Source organism: Candidatus Wallbacteria bacterium, from assembly GCA_028687545.1.
Lineage (GTDB): Bacteria > Muiribacteriota > JAQTZZ01 > JAQTZZ01 > JAQTZZ01 > JAQTZZ01.
This window is the reverse complement of sequence record JAQTZZ010000052.1, coordinates 1-15,987: the sequence shown is the minus strand read 5'-3', so window position 1 is coordinate 15,987 and position 15,987 is coordinate 1. Positions and strand designations below refer to the sequence as shown.

16 protein-coding genes are annotated in these 15,987 nt (G+C 49.0%); all 16 read right to left on the bottom strand.

Annotated features, from left to right (window positions below; genetic code table 11):
• Positions 1-987, bottom strand: coding sequence for a hypothetical protein (locus PHW04_15790; GenBank protein MDD2717351.1), 987 nt, complete (start codon positions 985-987; stop codon positions 1-3).
• A gap of 18 nt (positions 988-1,005) precedes the next feature.
• Complete coding sequence (locus tag PHW04_15785; protein MDD2717350.1) at positions 1,006-1,536, bottom strand: tetratricopeptide repeat protein; 531 nt, start codon at positions 1,534-1,536, stop codon at positions 1,006-1,008.
• Positions 1,533-2,426 carry a hypothetical protein gene (locus PHW04_15780; protein ID MDD2717349.1) on the bottom strand — a complete coding sequence of 298 codons (894 nt, stop codon included), beginning with the start codon at positions 2,424-2,426 and terminating at the stop codon, positions 1,533-1,535. The genes PHW04_15785 and PHW04_15780 overlap by 4 nt, the downstream gene beginning before the upstream one ends.
• A 183-nt stretch (positions 2,427-2,609) precedes the next feature.
• Positions 2,610-3,998: a [FeFe] hydrogenase H-cluster radical SAM maturase HydG gene (gene hydG, locus PHW04_15775; GenBank protein MDD2717348.1), complete on the bottom strand. Its 1,389-nt coding sequence runs from the start codon at positions 3,996-3,998 to the stop codon at positions 2,610-2,612.
• A 170-nt stretch (positions 3,999-4,168) separates the two neighbouring features.
• Positions 4,169-6,019, bottom strand: coding sequence for an NADH-dependent [FeFe] hydrogenase, group A6 (locus PHW04_15770; protein MDD2717347.1), 1,851 nt, complete (start codon positions 6,017-6,019; stop codon positions 4,169-4,171).
• A 12-nt stretch (positions 6,020-6,031) separates the two neighbouring features.
• On the bottom strand, positions 6,032-7,273 hold the full coding sequence (gene nuoF, locus PHW04_15765; GenBank protein MDD2717346.1) for an NADH-quinone oxidoreductase subunit NuoF: 1,242 nt from the start codon (positions 7,271-7,273) through the stop codon (positions 6,032-6,034).
• Complete coding sequence (nuoE, locus tag PHW04_15760) at positions 7,270-7,728, bottom strand: NADH-quinone oxidoreductase subunit NuoE (GenBank protein ID MDD2717345.1); 459 nt, start codon at positions 7,726-7,728, stop codon at positions 7,270-7,272. Before nuoE ends, nuoF begins: the two co-directional genes overlap by 4 nt.
• A 48-nt stretch (positions 7,729-7,776) precedes the next feature.
• Positions 7,777-8,448 (bottom strand): redox-sensing transcriptional repressor Rex, encoded by a 672-nt coding sequence (locus PHW04_15755; protein ID MDD2717344.1) that lies wholly within the window; start codon positions 8,446-8,448, stop codon positions 7,777-7,779.
• 107 nt (positions 8,449-8,555) lie between these two features.
• Entirely contained in the window at positions 8,556-10,274 is a 1,719-nt protein-coding gene (locus tag PHW04_15750) for a ComEC/Rec2 family competence protein (protein MDD2717343.1), read from the bottom strand.
• Positions 10,264-10,872: a hypothetical protein gene (locus PHW04_15745; protein MDD2717342.1), complete on the bottom strand. Its 609-nt coding sequence runs from the start codon at positions 10,870-10,872 to the stop codon at positions 10,264-10,266. Before PHW04_15745 ends, PHW04_15750 begins: the two co-directional genes overlap by 11 nt.
• Before the next feature lie 239 nt (positions 10,873-11,111).
• Positions 11,112-12,032, bottom strand: a complete 921-nt coding sequence (locus PHW04_15740) for an ABC transporter permease (GenBank protein ID MDD2717341.1) — start codon at positions 12,030-12,032, stop codon at positions 11,112-11,114.
• Entirely contained in the window at positions 12,019-13,104 is a 1,086-nt protein-coding gene (locus PHW04_15735) for an ABC transporter permease (protein MDD2717340.1), read from the bottom strand. The genes PHW04_15740 and PHW04_15735 overlap by 14 nt, the downstream gene beginning before the upstream one ends.
• Before the next feature lie 48 nt (positions 13,105-13,152).
• Complete coding sequence (locus PHW04_15730) at positions 13,153-14,664, bottom strand: ABC transporter ATP-binding protein (protein MDD2717339.1); 1,512 nt, start codon at positions 14,662-14,664, stop codon at positions 13,153-13,155.
• A 102-nt stretch (positions 14,665-14,766) separates the two neighbouring features.
• A complete protein-coding gene (locus tag PHW04_15725) occupies positions 14,767-14,967 on the bottom strand; it encodes a hypothetical protein (GenBank protein ID MDD2717338.1) in 201 nt (66 codons plus the stop codon).
• 110 nt (positions 14,968-15,077) lie between these two features.
• Positions 15,078-15,356 (bottom strand): type II toxin-antitoxin system RelE/ParE family toxin, encoded by a 279-nt coding sequence (locus tag PHW04_15720; protein MDD2717337.1) that lies wholly within the window; start codon positions 15,354-15,356, stop codon positions 15,078-15,080.
• Positions 15,353-15,589, bottom strand: a complete 237-nt coding sequence (locus PHW04_15715; GenBank protein ID MDD2717336.1) for a hypothetical protein — start codon at positions 15,587-15,589, stop codon at positions 15,353-15,355. The genes PHW04_15720 and PHW04_15715 overlap by 4 nt, the downstream gene beginning before the upstream one ends.
• Positions 15,590-15,987 lie beyond the last annotated feature (398 nt).

The following is a 15,987-nucleotide window of genomic DNA, read 5'->3' as shown; positions in this document are numbered from 1 at the left end:
TCAATCTACTTTGCTCTTCAGATCCTTCAGTTTCTTCCGGATTTCCTGATTTTCGATCTCGACCGGATCAAAATAACTGCTCGCTTCATGATAAATTTTGAGCGCCAGATTGAATTGCCCGTCTTCTTCATGCTTCCGGGCTTTCTTAAGATAGACAAGGCCGAGATTCTTTTTAGCTACCCGATACCCTTCTTCATAAGGATTCAGGGCATTGGGAAACCAGTAGGAGACAGGCCGGAAATCGAAATTCAGATACTTGTTCAAACTCTCTCTGAAATTGGAATATGCAGCATCCCATTCCTCGTCGCTTGGATCATCCGTCTTGTCCTGATTTTCAAGTTTAGCCATCACTTTGTCCCGCAGTTCCTTGTTGTACTCCAGGAAAGCCAGGGCCCGTTCGTATTCGCTGATTGCCAGCGCGGTCTTACCCCGGTTCTGGAATTCGTCTCCCTTGGATATGTAGAGTCTGGCAAATTTTTCCTCGACTTCAGAAAGCTTTTCCATGATTTCATCATGAAATTCAACGCTCAAACTTCCGTATTTCAAGGCTTCCTTGAATTCGACCATGGCTTCTCCCAGATCACCGGTACCAAGAAAGGAGCAGCCGCTCTTGTAATGTTCACCAGCCAGTTCGTCCGACTTCTGCATGCTGACCTTCTTATAAAGGTCCTTGCACTTTTTCTCGATCTCTTTCTGCTTTTTCTCGTCGCCTGTAAGGTAGAGGATGAAATCAAGTTCAGCGATGCCTTCACTGAAATTACCACTGTCAATATATTCCTGGGCTTTTTTTTCGTGCTCAGCCATTAATTCGCGATTGATTATCTCAACCTTTTTTTCCAGATTCTCGTCATTGATCTGATGCAGGCTTAAGATCTCCAATGCCTTGATGTATTCCAGCCTGGCATCCTTTAGATCGCCATCCGCGTATAGCTGATCACCTTTCTTTTCATACTTCTGGCTATTGATTTCCCATAGCTTTTCCCACATTTCGGACTCCTTTCAAGCTCAGGTGTGACTGGTGATTTTTTTTCTCAGGTCTAAAAGAAGCAGGTACAGATAATCATGCTCCCTTTTCCCGAGAACAGGATCGCTTTTTCCGATCTTCCTGTATGCGAGGTCAATCCTCAGCTTGGCCATTTCCCACTTTTCCTGCTTGTAAAAGCAATAAGCCTGCGCCAGGTAGCCGTAAAAACGGTCCGGATAATATTGTATCAGCTTTTCAGCTATCTGCCAAAGTTTTTGATGGTTTTCCTGATCCACATAAAGTATCGACAGGTTGATCAGAGCATAACAGTAATCAGGTTTTACTCTCAAAGCATTGCGATAGCAGTCTTCAGCTTCGACGGAATTCTCCAGGTTGTAGTAACAGGCCCCAAGATAATTATAAATCTCAAAATCCTCAGGATGTCCTTTCAGCTCAGCTTCAAATTCCGGAATAGCTTTGGCAAATTCACCTTTCTCAAACAGGACCAGGGCTGAGCTGGAAAAGACAGGATTCCAGCAAGCGAGCAGCATGATTACCAGAATTGATTTCATCTTTTTACCTTCAGGTAGTCGACTGCTCTCTGGAATGAATTCTTGTAAGTATCGTCAGATTCCCCGTCCAGGGCCTGAGTGTAAAAGTTCACTGCTTCGTCGATCCTGTTCTCCCGGTATGCCATGTATCCCAGTATTGCTAAGACTTCTGGATTACCCTTGGAAATCGGGTTCAGCAGCTTGCGCGCCTGGTCCAGATCACCCTGCTGGCAGAAAATCATGGCTTTGAGCATCTGATCATCCCGGCCCTTCAGACCGCTGTCCCTTGCATCGTCCATTGTTTTGAGGGCCTGCTCATAGTCACCCTCGCAGATCAGCTCCCTGACCAGCGTTTCCCGAACCTGCACATTCAGAAGATTGACGCTGGAAACCGGTTTCTTTTGTGAGGAAAGCAAAGCAGCCGGATCGGATTTCGAACTAGTCGCTGCCGGATTATTATCCTGCAGCTTGGGAACCAGGCTTTCCTGGTTTTTAACCGGTTGAACCAGCTTCAGCCTGTCCGGTTCCTTCAAAACAGGAGCTGCTGTGGCGACCGCCGGAGCGGGCTTCATTTCAGCCTGACAGATGATCTCGATCTTTTTCACAATTGCAATCCGATTCGAGGCAGGGTACAGGGTCTTGAATTCAGCAATCCCGGCAAGCGCATTCCGGTACATATTCAATTGATAATATGCGATCAAGGTCAGGAGGCGGGCTTCTTCGTTGAGCCTTGTGCTGTCGATCTTCCCGTACTCCGCAAGTGCAGCCTGAAAATCTCCCCTCTTCTGGCATTCGAGGCCCGAGAAAATCAGCCTGGCCACAGCCGGATCGCAATTCGGTATGGGAACAGTCTGGGCATCCTGTTCGGCAACGCAATATCCGCAGAAGATCAGGAACAAGAACAAAGTCATCAGCTTCATTTTATCACTTCCATGGAAAATCGTTAAATCAACTGCCTGAGCAGTTCTCTATTAATATTTTCGCCTGTTTTGGGAAATAGTTGAGATGGTAAAGCTTGGCTTGTTAAGAATTGCTGCTAATCCAGCTATGCTGGATAAGCAGCCGTAAGAAAACCTGACGGTTTTCAACGGCTGCTAAAAATACTGGTCCCTGACGCCCTTCAGTTCCATGGCCCGCAATCTCAGTTTAAGCTGAGCGGAAATTTTCTCCGGAGTCTTCTGAAGTTCGCTTTCGAGAAAGAGATTCCCGGCTGCCCTGAGAGATTCGGGTGCATAGTCCAGCAGGTATTCCTTGAAGGTCAGGAGGGCGTTCCGGGTGCAGAATTCGTGGATATGCCCGTTCTTGGTGATTCCCATGAATTTTTCCCCGGTGCGGCCGAGGCGATAGCAGGCAGTGCAGAAAGACGGCAGATAACCGTGTGTGACCAGGTCATGGACAACTTCAGAGAGAGGCCGCTCGTCGCCTACGGTGAATTGCTGCTTGTCCGGCATGTTGGAAATCATGTCGTGATATCCGCCTGGATAAGTCTTGGAACCGGCCGAAATCTGCGAAGTGCCCAGATCGAACATTGATCGCCTGAGTTCAGGATTTTCGCGCGTGGTCAGGATCAGCCCTGTATATGGCACAGCCAGTCTGAGTATCGCCACAATGCGTTTGAAATCATGGTCTGAAACAGCGTAAGGAGGATGAAAAGAGACATCAGAACCCAGCGCGGGTTCCAGCCTGGGTACGGAAATTGTATGCGGACCGACACCGAATTCCGCTTCCATGTGCAGGGCATGGTATAAAAGTGCCATCAGCTCAAATTTCCAGTCATACAATCCAAAGAGCACACCGGTGGCCAGATCGTCGATCCCGGCCTGCTGCGCTCTATCCAGGGCATAGAGGCGGTAGAGGTAATCCTTCTTTTTGCCGCCCAGATGCATTCTGGCGTAAGTTTCCAGATGATAGGTTTCCTGAAAGCACTGGTAAGTGCCAATTTCGGCAGCTTTGAGCTTTTTGTAGCCTTCCACTTCCAGAGGTGCGCAGTTCACATTCGCCCTGCGGATTTCGCCGCTCTTACCGGTTTTCGTCCTGTAAACAGCGGCCATGGTTTCAGCAATCCAGCCGGCATCATGAGCAGGATGCTCTCCGTATACAAGCAGCAGCCTCTTGTGCCCCATCTCTTCCAGAATTCTGACTTCCTCGGAAATTTCCTGCTCAGTAAGGGTTTTTCTTTTTAAATCCCTGTTGGCTGAGCGGAAACCACAGTAAGCGCAATCATTCCCGCATTCATTAGTGATGTATAAAGGGGCAAAGAGTACGATCCGGTTTCCGTAAATTCTCTGCTTGACTGATCTGGCTGCAGTAAATATCCGCTCGTCGAACTCTATTCCGGAATTTATCAAAATCGCAGTTTCGGACGGCGATAGACCTTTTCCCGCACCAGCCTTGAGGATGACTTCAAGAATGGCATGAGCCGGTTTGCTTTTGGCGTCTTCAAGTTCTTGGAAAATCTTGTCTTCAGGAATGAAATTGTCCATTTCAGCACCTTCAATTCTTAGAGCCTCTTACAAAAGAATTTTGTTAGAGGCTCTTAGGGGGCCTTGCTAGAGCCTCCCCATTTTAGTGTTTCATACCTATTTGTCAAGGCAAAAGGGGCTCCCTCGTGGCAGCCCCTTTTGTTCTTTGTCTGAACTTCAATCAACTAAAACTATTTCTTTTCCTTTTTCCCTTTGTCGTTTCCATGTCCGCCATGATCAAGGCCAGTGGTCTGGCGCACCACCTTGCCGGTGATCTTGTCTCTCTCGAAATAATGGGTATGCAGAAGCTCGTGAGCCTTGTGCGAATTCGGTTCGCCCAGGAAATCCTTGTAAATCTGCGCCACAGCCGGATTCTGGTGGGATTTTCTCTTCGGCAGGTTACGGTCTTCCTGATACAGGCCCTGTCCGCGACGCGCCTTGATTGCGATCGTGGAGCCGTAAGGCTGCCCGCCTCCGCCCACGCAGCCACCGGGGCATGCCATTATTTCCACCAGGTGGTAGCTGCTCTTACCGTCATTCTTGATCTCTGCCGAGATCCTGTCCAGCAGCTTCCTGGCATTGGCAAGCCCGTGAGCAATAGCCACCTTGAAGCTTACTGTGCCGACATCCTTGACAGGAATTGGAATCACAGCCTCTTTCACGCCTTCCATACCGCGGCACATCTCCAGGTCCACATTTTCAAGCTCAGTTCCTGTCAGAAGCAGATAGGCGGTTCTGAGAGCGGCTTCCATCACGCCACCAGTAGCGCCGAAGATCGTGGCTGCACCTGTGTATGCTCCCATCAGCTGGTCAGGCATCTCTTCAGGCATGGCCGCAAAATCAATGCCCGCTTCGCGGAGCATGCGGGCGAATTCCCTGGTGGTGATTACATAGTCCACATCCTGATAGCCAGAGGCATTCATCTCAGGCCTTCTGGCCTCGAATTTCTTGGCTGTGCAAGGCATGATTGACACTGAAACTATCTTCTTGGGATCAATTTTTTCCTTTTCTGCGAAATAGGTTTTCACCAGGGTCCCGAACATCTGCTGAGGGGATTTGGCTGTAGAAAGATGAGGGGTCAATTCGGGGTAGAAAGTCTCTACGAACTTGATCCAGCCTGGGGAACAGGATGTGATAATCGGCACGCGGCTCATGTCGCCGGAAGTAATGGCGTGCTTCAGGCTGTTCACGACTTCTGTTCCTTCCTCAAGGATTGTCAGGTCTGCCGTGAAATTCGTATCAAAAACCCTGTCGAAACCGAGTCGTTTCAGGGCTGCGTGCATTTTACCGGAACCGATATAGCCCGGTGCAAATCCAAATTCCTCGCCGATCGCCACGCGTACTGCAGGCGCTTCCTGCACCACCACATACTTTTCCGGATCACTGATCGCCTCCATCACAAGTTCAAATTCCTCTTTTTCGTGGATGGCACCCACCGGGCAGACGGTGACGCACTGCCCGCAATAGATGCAGGATGTGTCTGCCAAAGGCTTGCCGAAGGTGGTGCTGACCTGTGAATCGAATCCGCGGTTCATGATTTCAATGGCATGGACGGCCTGGATGTTGTTGCAGGCCTCGATGCAGCGGCCGCAAAGTATGCATTTCTGAGGGTCACGGATAATATAACCTTCCTTGTCAATGCTCTCAATGCCTTTATTCACCGAAGGAAACCTGTTGCTGCGTATTCCCAGTTTCTCGGTCAATTTCTGCAGTTCGCATGTGCGGTTGCGCACGCAGTGCAGGCAGTCGTCAGGGTGATCGGCCAGGATCAGTTCGATCGCCATCTTCCTCGCTTCCCGCAATTTGCTGGTGTTGGTCCTGATCACCATGCCCCCGGTCACCTCCGTGCAGCAGGCTCTCTTGAAGGTCGGAGATTTTTCCACTTCCACCAGGCAGATACCGCATCTGCCGCTTGCCGGTAAATCTTCATGGTGGCAGAGCGTAGGAATATCGATACCCAGTTTCCTGGCTGCATCTAGGATCGAAGTGCCTTCCAGCACCTTCAACTCCTGGTCATTGATCTTTATCATGACTTCTTTCATCTTAAATCCTCCTCATTTAATCAATTCAGCAGCAAAATATTTATATGCGGACATGAGCGGCATTATAGGAGACTGGCCGAGGGCACAGAGTGAGCTGTCCTTCATGTTTTTGGATAGCGCCAGCATCTTTTCCAGATTGGTTTCCGGCTGATCCCCGGCCATGCATCTATCCAGCAGCACATTGAGCATCTTGCATCCGATCCGGCAGGGAGAACATTGCCCGCATGACTCATGTTCAAAGAACATTAGTATATTCTTAAGCACTTTCCGCATATCGTGTTTGCTGGAGAAAATCATTACAGCTCCGGAGCCGAGAGTAGCATTCTGGGCGGCAAGATTATCATAATCTAGCTTTATGTCCAGCATTTCGGTTCCCATGAAGCAGCCGGCCGCTCCTCCCACAAGCGCTGTTTTGAAAACCGCTTTGGAAGATTTCATCCCGCTGGCTGCTGATTCCAGCAGTTCCCGCAGAGTAACGCCCAGTTCGGCTTCATACACCCCCGGATTTTTCACGTCACCGCTGATCGTGAACAACTTGGTCCCTGGTGATTTCTCAGTGCCGAAACCGCGGAACCATTTGGCTCCATTTAAAATGATCAGGGGAACATTGGCGAGAGTTTCCACGTTGTTAACGACAGTGGGTTTCTGCCAGAGGCCCTTGACACCCGGGAAAGGCGGTTTCAGGCGCGGATAACCGCGATAGCCTTCCAAAGAGCTGATAAGTGCGGTTTCATCACCGCAGACATAAGCTCCAGCTCCTTTTCTGACCTCTATTTCAAAATCAAAACCGCTGCCCAAAATGTTTTTTCCGAGAAATCCAATACACCGGGCTTCATCAATCGCGTGAACTATGCGCAGATACGACAGCCGGTATTCTCCGCGGATATAGATGTAACCTTTCTGTACGCCAAATGCATAACCGGCAATGATCATTCCTTCCACGATCTTATGAGGGTCACCTTCCATCAGGGGCCGATCTTTGAATGTGCCCGGCTCGCCTTCATCAGCATTGCAGACGAGAAATTTTTCCCCCTGCAGCGGGGCTGTGAAGCTCCATTTCAGCCCTGTGGGGAAACCCGCGCCGCCGCGGCCGCGCAATCCTGAATTCTTCACTTCATCTATCACCGCAGCCGGCTTCATCTCGGTGAGAGCTTTCTTCAGAGCTTGATAGCCCTTGGCACCGCGGTAGGATTCAATATCTTCCGGGTTGATGACCCCACAGTTGGCCAGCAGGTGCATGCGGAAATTGCTCATTTTTTCCTCCCGATAGCATTGATGATCTCATCTACTTTTTCCACAGTCAGGTTACCGTGGACATCGTTGTCCACCATCATCGCAGGAGCGAGATCGCAGACTCCAAGACAGGCCGACGCTTCAAGCGTGAAATTTCCGTCCTTGGTAGTCTCCCCTTTTTTCACTTTAAGTTTCTGCTCAAGGTGAGAAAGCAGGTCTTCTCCACCTGCCATGTAGCAGGAAGGGGATTCGCAGAGTCTGATGATATGCTTTCCGCGCTTTCTGCGGCTGAACATGGTATAAAAGCTCAGCGTGGCCTCGACTTTGTTTGCCGGAAGATTGAGGTATCTGCTTACTTCCACGATGTCCTCGTCGGCAATGAAATTCTTCCCCGACTCATTCTGCAGGTCATGCAGGATGTGGAGAAGATTCTCCGGATGAGGTTCGTACTTCTTGAAGATCTTGCTTCTGTCCATTAAATCCTCCTTGGTTTATTCTGATGGAATTTTATCCGATTTTCCCGCTCATTCTTCAATTTCCCGGATTTCATCCTGGTTCTGGTTGTCAATAAAATACAAAAGACTTCTCAATTCCACAGCCATGTCCACGCTGGATACAAAGACATCAGCGGGCAGTTTCAACTTGACAGGGGCAAAGTTCAGGATTGCCTTGATGCCAGAGACAACGAGTTTCTCGGCCACAGTCTGGGCATGCACTGATGGGACACAGATAATGCCGAGTTTGATTTTCTGCAGAGAAATAGTTTTCTGTAATCCGGTTATGTCTGCCACCCTGATTCCTGAAACAGTCCGGCCGATTTTGGCAGGATCGCTGTCAAAGGCAGCAGTTATTTTCAAGTTGTAACCGGAAAATCCCGGGTAATCCAGGAGCGCGCTGCCGAGCTTTCCGATGCCGACCAGTGCAATCTCCGTATCGCCGCTGAAACCAAGAATCTGTTCCAGTTTTTCTTTAAGATGCAGAAGGTTATAACCAACGCCCCTTTTTCCAAATTCCCCAAAATAGGAAAGGTCTTTGCGGAAAAGCACCGGAGAGACTCCGGAAAATTCGGACATTTCCATGGAAGAGACCAGTCTGACACCCTTGCTTTCCAGCTCACGCAAATGCCGCAGATACAGATTCAGCCTTTTAATAACTTCGGGCGAGAAATTTTCTTTCCAGGAATCGTTTTTCCTCATGACATCCTCAATGTCGAAATTTTCTCAAGCCTGCAGTACATGTTTGTGATATAATTCACAAATTTATCACCGGGAAATTTAATTGTCAAACCCAGAATCCTTCCCTGTCATTTCGAACTGACCTTGATCAGGCTTACTTCCACCTGCCCTCCATCGGCGAGGATGCAGTTCAATACTGCCACCGGGATCCGCTGTCCGTTGAATCCGGAAACGATGATTTTCCCGCGATGAATTGTAGGATTCCGGAAAAATTTTTCGATCTTTCTGCCAAGTGAACGTGTAAACAGCGGAACTGCTCCTGATATATCGGCACTGCCATAGGACAATGCCATCCATGTCTTTCCTGATGTTTTTCCATTCAGCTCATAAACAATGCTCTGGCAGCTCTGAAGCTCGGGCAGAAAAAACAAAAAAACCGCCAGCGCAAGCCCCAGTCTGGATTCGATGGTAAATCCTGATTTGTATGCTGCAAAGGAGAGGACCGCCACTGCCGCAAGAACAGGAGTCAAACCTGAATCAAATCCAGCTGAAATTTTAACGAACCAGTGAAGCAGCGGCTCCAATATTGCCATCTCCAGATGGAACAGTTGAAAAATTAATCTGCAAATAAATTCCGGCAGCAGCAAGGCTTGAAACAACAGATATCCTGTGAACGTTCCGATCGTAAGCAGGGGGAAAAAAAAGAGATTGCTGATGAAAGCGATGGGATGCAATTCGCGGAAAATCATGACGCTGACCGGTAGAATTTGGAACTGCATTCTGGAACTGGTCAGGATAAATGCCCTGACTCCGATTTCGCTCCTGACAGATACCAGGCTGAACATGGCCAGATAGCTGAGGTAAAATCCCACGCTGAAAGCATCCCCAGGGAAAAGCAGTAATTGCAGCCAGCCCGATGCGATCAGAGTGCTGACCGATTTTTTTTCAGCACCGAGTGATTCTGTTTTCAGGAAAATCACCATCATGATGAATGATCTGACAGCTGCCGGTGGAGTTCCCACCAGTATCAGATAAATCAGGGACGGTAAAATCATGGTCAGGAGCATTTTTTTCCGGCCATTGTTGAGCAGAGTCAAAGCTCCCAGCAGAATGCTGAAATTGAAACCAGAGATCGCAAGGTAAGCCATCAATCCCAGATCGCGGAAATATCCATAAAGAATGGAATTCGGCTGTACAATCCCCAAAATCGCACTCTTGAAAAAATCGCTTCCAAATCCGCCTAAATAGACTTCTGAAGCAAAAATGAGTTTTCTGAAATAAATAGAAACCCTTGTATCTTTGGAAACAACTTTTTTCAGAGTGAATCTGCGTTTTTCGGTCAATCCGCGATACAGGCTCCCGGGAGAGGAAAATGGATGCATCAGCAACTCGCCGACAGAAGCTTTACAGGTTCCGTTAAGGATCTGCCCGGGAAACGGAAAAGGCCTGAGTGAACAGACAACTTTGGTGATTGAAGGCAATAAATGACCTTCTCGCTTGAGCAACACGGTAAAGCTGGACTGACCTGGATTGATCTCTGAGGGAAAGCTTAACGCAAAGGCTTGAAACCTGCACTCCTCTGCGACAAATTTCCTGCACGCAATCGATTCACATTCAATGCTGATTTCCGATCTGTTCAATCCTACTAGTAAAGCCAGCAGAAAAACTGTCAAGGGCAGCAGAAAACTGAAGTTCCTGTTCCTGGAAAAAATCACCAGGATCAAAGTGTTGAGGCCGATCAATTCAAAAATATGTTTTGAAAATCCGAACAAACCCTGCCAGAGGCTCAGATTGATTCCCAGAGCCAGCCCGCAGAAACTGTAAAAAAAAGCGGTTTCAAAAGGCATCAAGCCCCCTGATGTCCATAGAATGTCCACAATTCAACAGATGCAGATGCGGATAAGAAAAACTTGAGTTTTTAAGCGTTTCAGCGACCAGCAGATCTTCCCCGCTAAAGTGGATGCCTGACAGAAACAGCCTGACTTCGAGAAAACCCATGATTTCATCATCAAAGTATGAACCCTGTTTGAACTTGTAATTCACGACAATCACCCAGGTGGAATGCTCTGCTGCCAGGGCCGAGAGTCTGCGGAAAAATGCCACTCTGTCTCCATCATCCGGAAAAAGCAGAGAAAACGCGGAATCTATCACCACTATCTGAGCAAGATCGTTTTTTAAAAACAGCTCGCAAACGCTCAGCACTGCCTTTCCGTGATTGTGGTTGAAAAATATCGGGCCGTCTCCTGAACGCAGATAATTCCAGTGGAATCCGAGATTGAATTCTGCGTTGACATACAGCACTTCAGCCGATTGGTGGATGTTGCGCAGCAAATGGATGATGAACAGCTCCTTGTAATCGCCATTCTCATCGATCAATTCCCAGAGGCCTGGGCGAAAGTGCGCGGCCCAGGCGGCCAGGATGCAGTCATTGAATTCGAGCTTCACAGTGCAGCCAGGAGCATTGCCAGGTCAATGAACCTGAAAATCACGAAGATGAGCAACAAAAGGGTCAAGTAAGCCTGATAGAATTCTTCGTCCTGCATGATGACTCCAGATTTGAATTTATCAGTGATAAAAGCAACCGTCATGCCAGGAGAAGGGAGGCGCAGTTTCAGGAGTTTCAGAATCTACTTCCGAAAATAGTCTCAAAATGAAACTAAACAGTCTGAAATTGAGAAAATGGACTACTTCGAATTCCTGTAATACGGCATGCCAAGCGTGACTGGCGCTGAAAATCTGCCCGATTTTCCGGAGCCTGTCAGTATGGCCAGGGTAGCCAGATACGGCAGCATCAGCAGGAAATGCGGGGACAGATAATTCTGCAGGAATGAATACTGCAGGACATAGACAGCGCTGAAGAGATAAGCCATCGGAGCAGCACGTGCGGGATTCCAGGCTGAGCTGATCGTGAGTGCAATCACGATGAAACCGCGGCCTCCAGTCATTCCCTCGATCCAGGCCGGGATATAAACCAGGGAGAGATACCCGCCTGCCAGGCCGGCCATCGCTCCTCCGAAGACAACTGCCAGCAGCTTGTAGCAGTTGACCGGAACGCACATGGTTTCCGCTGCCAGCGGGTTATCGCCGATGGCTTTCAGCCGCAGTCCCTGTCTGGTGTGCCGGTAATGCAGAAAGACCAGCAGCCAGATCAGCAGCGACAGATAAAAAACTGGATCCTGCGAAAAGAGTGAGCCTCCCAGAAGAGGAATTTCCGAAAGCAGCGGTAGTTTTATAGACTGGAATCTTGATGTCAAAGTTGTCCCGATCAGGGTCTTCCCGAACAGACCGGAAAATCCAAGCCCCAGCATAGTCAGAGCCAGGCCTGAAACAATCTGATTTGAGCGCAGCCAGACTGTGGAGATTGCGTGCAGCAGAGCCAGCAGCGCTCCTGCTAACAGTGCAGCCAGAAGCCCCATCCACGGGCTTCCAGTGCGGGCGGCCATCCAGAAACCGCTCACTGCTCCTACTGACATCATGCCTTCGATCCCGAGGTTGATGATGCCGGCCCGTTCTGTGTAAATCTCACCCAGAGTTCCGAGCAGGAGAGGGGTTCCGGCAGACAGAGCTCGATTCAGTATAGATACGGCCAGTTCAAGTCCCGGCATTCCCGCCCCTCCTAATAAAAATTCTATTTTCCAGAAAAAATTCCCCTGTGATCAGGAAAAAAAGGATCACTCCGTTGAAAACATTCACGACAGCGAAAGGCAGGCCCAGGGAAATCTGCACAGCGTCCCCTCCTACCAGCAGGCCTCCGAAAAAAATCGATGACAGAATGCAGAGGAGAGGATTCATCCCTGAGATCCAGGCCACTATGATCGCTGTAAAGCCATATCCTGAAGAGACAGCCCAGGGATAGGTAAGATGATGGTGAATCCCGCAGAGTTCGCCTGTTCCGGCTAGTCCTGCCAGACCACCGCTCAGGCCCATTGCCAGGAGCGATACTTTCAGGGGACTGATCCCTGCCCTGTCGGCAGCCCGCTGATTCTCGCCGCTCAGTCTGATTTCGAACCCGAAAGTGGTACGGGAGAGGAGAAAATATGACAGTGCAGAAAAAAGCAGGCCCAGGGTTAGAGTCAGATAATGAATTCTCGTGCCAGGAATCAGCCCCAGAGTCGCAGAGACAGGGAAATTATCAGTATAAGGAAATCCCCATTGTGTCTTGCCTTTCCAGGGGCCGTAAATCAAGTACTGCACAGCTTCAATGGCGACATAATTCAGCATCAGGGTAGAGATCACTTCATTCATGCAGAATCTGTGCTTGAGCCAGGCAGCCAGCATGCCAAAGAGCGCTCCGCCGAGCATCCCGGCCATAAACATCAGAGGCAGGACAAGTACTGAAGGCATAATTGAAGCATTCAGTCCGGTCCAGGTCGCCAGAATGCAGCCTGCCAGCAGCTGCCCTTCTGAGCCGATGTTCCAGAGTTTCGCCCTGTAGGCGAGGCAGAGTCCGCTGCTGATCAGGATCAAAGGAATCGCCTTGGTAATCGTTTCAGATAACCCATAGGAGCTGAAAAATGAACTGAGCAGAATTTTCTGCAGCGCTGTCAATGGATTCACGCCTCGTAATGGGAAGATCAGGCTGGCTGCCAGAATCGCCAGGATCAGTGACAACAAATAGATAGTCAGCGTCAGGCGTCTGCTGCGATCATATCTTTTCTCAAAACTGATCCGAAACACGGTTTAAGCTTCCTCCAGCCATTCCACTAAGGACTTCATTTCTTTCTGTCAATTATCAACAACTCCGCCCATCATCAGACCGATTTTTTCGAGAGTCATCTCCCCAGGCCTGAAAATGCCGGTGATCCTGCCTCTGAAGATTACGGCGATCTTCGAACACAAGCCGAGAAGCTCGTTAAGGTCTTCGGAGATGAGAAGAACTGCAGCGCCCGATTCTCTAATTTCCAGCAGCTTTCCGCGGATGAACTCGCTGGCCCCTATGTCCAGGCCGTAAGTGGGGTGAGACGCAATCAGAAGCCTGGGTCTGCGCTCTATTTCCCGGCCCAGGATCATCTTCTGAATATTGCCTCCTGAGAGATATTTAATCAAACAGTCTATCCCAGGGGTTGAGACAGCGTATTTTTCCACGATTTTTCCGGCATGAGCTTCTGCTGCTGCCGGTTTCATCAGAAATCCTCGTGAAAATGGACTGCCCTGATAGTCTTTCAGGATCGAGTTGTCAGATAAATCGAGCCCTGCCGCGCACCCGCATTCCATCCTGTCTTCAGGGATTTCGGAAACCCCTGATTCATTGATCTCTCGAACCGTCATGCCGGCGATTTCCCTGCTGTAGAGCCTGATCCTGCCGCTCTGTAGTTTGTTCAGTCCGCAGATGGCTTCCGCGAGTTCGCGCTGACCATTGCCTGCCACGCCTGCGATCCCGAAAATCTCTCCTGAATGTATAGTCAGGGAAAAATCGGCGACTGCCGGGAGCCCTGCCTCACTTCTGACAGTCAGAGAATCGATCTCCAGGACTTTTTCCCCATCCTTAACTTCCCCGCGATTCCGGCTGCCGGCGATTCCAGTTCCCACCATCAGGCCGGCCAGTGCGTTCCTGTCAGTCTGCGCAGTGAGCACTTCACCCGCCGGTTTCCCCTTTTTAAGCACAATCACGCGGTCAGTGATCTCCAGCACTTCTTCAAGTTTGTGGGAAATGAAAATCACTGACTTTCCCTTTGCTTTCAATTCCCGCAGAACTGCGAAAAGATTCCGGGCTTCTCCAGGAGTCAGCACTGATGTCGGTTCGTCCAGGATCAGGATTTCAGCGCCATGCAGCATCACTTTCAGAAGCTCCGTGCGCTGGCGCTCGCCTGCAGATAGATTCGAAACTCTGGCGTCAGGGTCAATCTGAAACGAAAATTCCTGAGCGAATTTCCGGATCTTTTCCCTGAGATTCTTTAATGGATGGACAAAGGGAGTCTCCCTGAGTGCCAGAGCGATGTTTTCCGCGACAGTCATGGTATCGATGAGCATAAAATGCTGATGCACCATGCCGATGCCGAGTGACACCGCCACAGCCGGCGAACTGATTTCCACAATTTTTCCGTTGATCAGGATCTCGCCTCTGTCAGGCTGCGTAAGGCCATACAGCACATTCATCAGCGTGCTTTTGCCTGCCCCGTTTTCACCAAGCAGCCCCAGGATCTCTCCTGATTTCAATTCAAACGAAATCCCGTCATTGGCCGTAAAAGGACCGAAACGCTTGGTGATACCTTGTACCTGAAGGTTAATGTGATTCAAAGGCAGATCCTATGAATTAAGTTGATATCTCATTACTTGAATAAAAGACTCTCAATCATAAATAGGTAGCTTCATTCCTGGATTTGATCCGATAGATCACTTCTACAGCCAGGTCTTGCGAAATTCATCATAGGGAGTAAATGAACAAGCTTCAAGTTCGGCTTTCAGAAGATCGCGTGTGTCTTCCAGATTTTCGATCAGTTCCATGAGTTCCCTGTATTTTTTCAAGCCGATAATCACGCCTTTCTTTTTACCTTTATCATCAGTAATGAAATCACCGGTCACATTCCCATTGCGTGGCATGGTCCCTCCGCATCGACAATATAATTCATGATACAACTGGAAATTGAGTAAGGCAAATATAGCAAAATCCTGATTCCTGACGATCCCTGCACCATTGCCTCGGTGAGCAATCAATTGCTCCGGTAAGCTTCCTTCCGGTGCTTGACAGCAAGAATGAAGATGATTTTCTTTTCAGTATCAACCTGATAGATGATTCTGTAGTTTCCCGAACGATACCGCAGGATAGACTGGCCTTTTCTGCTGCCCTTCAGCTTCTTTACTCCACGAGTGAATGGATCGGTTCCGATCTGAGAAAAAGACTTTTCAATCTGGAGAATACATGATTCCGGGATTTTTTCCAGATCCTTCAGTATCGAGCGGGCGTAAATCAGTCTATAGACTGAAGTCATTTCCGGAGTCTGCGTTTGATGAATTTTTTTACTTCGCTTGCGCCTATGGTCTCGTCTTTCAATCTTTTTTCAGCCAGAGCAAGGTCTTCTTCATCTTCAATCAGCTCACTGATTTTTTCCTCGATGATCCTGGCCAGCAGGAAATTCTTCTTCATTCCGTGGCTGTCGCAGTACTGGTCGAACATCAGCTTCAATTCGCGTGGAATCCTGATCCCGATCGTCACACTGTCCATATATACCTCCTGCTAGCAATTGACAGCATTTATATAATAATGATATCACTAAATATCAAACAATGCATTTCCATCCGTTCATTGCCAATGCACCAATTCATGTCAGGGGTCGAGAGGGTAGCTCCAAACCTTGGGTAAAGAAGCTCAACCCGTTTTAGCCGGAAAATCTGATTTGTTATCAGACTTGTGGTAAGAACGAACTGTGAGAGAAGCACAATCTCGGCACGCCCCGCAAGGGGTTTCAAGGGGACAGAGTCCCCTTGATTGGAGAGTTCGCCAAGAAAATATGGATGACCTCCTATAAACCTGGGACTGGTTACCCTATAAGTGTAAAGTAATAAACACTTACAAACAGGAGGCCATCAATGAAAAGGATACTACATGTAGGACTGGATGTC

Excerpts from the sequence above, each read along its gene's own strand:
- PHW04_15790 (MDD2717351.1), bottom strand. The coding sequence starts at position 987 with ATGTGGGAAAAGCTATGGGAAATCAATAGCCAGAAGTATGAAAAGAAA.
- PHW04_15785 (MDD2717350.1), bottom strand. The coding sequence starts at position 1,536 with ATGAAATCAATTCTGGTAATCATGCTGCTCGCTTGCTGGAATCCTGTC.
- PHW04_15780 (MDD2717349.1), bottom strand. The coding sequence starts at position 2,426 with ATGACTTTGTTCTTGTTCCTGATCTTCTGCGGATATTGCGTTGCCGAA.
- hydG (MDD2717348.1), bottom strand. The coding sequence starts at position 3,998 with ATGGACAATTTCATTCCTGAAGACAAGATTTTCCAAGAACTTGAAGAC.
- PHW04_15770 (MDD2717347.1), bottom strand. The coding sequence starts at position 6,019 with ATGAAAGAAGTCATGATAAAGATCAATGACCAGGAGTTGAAGGTGCTG.
- nuoF (MDD2717346.1), bottom strand. The coding sequence starts at position 7,273 with ATGAGCAATTTCCGCATGCACCTGCTGGCCAACTGTGGGGTCATCAAC.
- nuoE (MDD2717345.1), bottom strand. The coding sequence starts at position 7,728 with ATGGACAGAAGCAAGATCTTCAAGAAGTACGAACCTCATCCGGAGAAT.
- PHW04_15755 (MDD2717344.1), bottom strand. The coding sequence starts at position 8,448 with ATGAGGAAAAACGATTCCTGGAAAGAAAATTTCTCGCCCGAAGTTATT.
- PHW04_15750 (MDD2717343.1), bottom strand. The coding sequence starts at position 10,274 with ATGCCTTTTGAAACCGCTTTTTTTTACAGTTTCTGCGGGCTGGCTCTG.
- PHW04_15740 (MDD2717341.1), bottom strand. The coding sequence starts at position 12,032 with ATGCCGGGACTTGAACTGGCCGTATCTATACTGAATCGAGCTCTGTCT.
- PHW04_15725 (MDD2717338.1), bottom strand. The coding sequence starts at position 14,967 with ATGCCACGCAATGGGAATGTGACCGGTGATTTCATTACTGATGATAAA.
- PHW04_15720 (MDD2717337.1), bottom strand. The coding sequence starts at position 15,356 with ATGACTTCAGTCTATAGACTGATTTACGCCCGCTCGATACTGAAGGAT.
- PHW04_15715 (MDD2717336.1), bottom strand. The coding sequence starts at position 15,589 with ATGGACAGTGTGACGATCGGGATCAGGATTCCACGCGAATTGAAGCTG.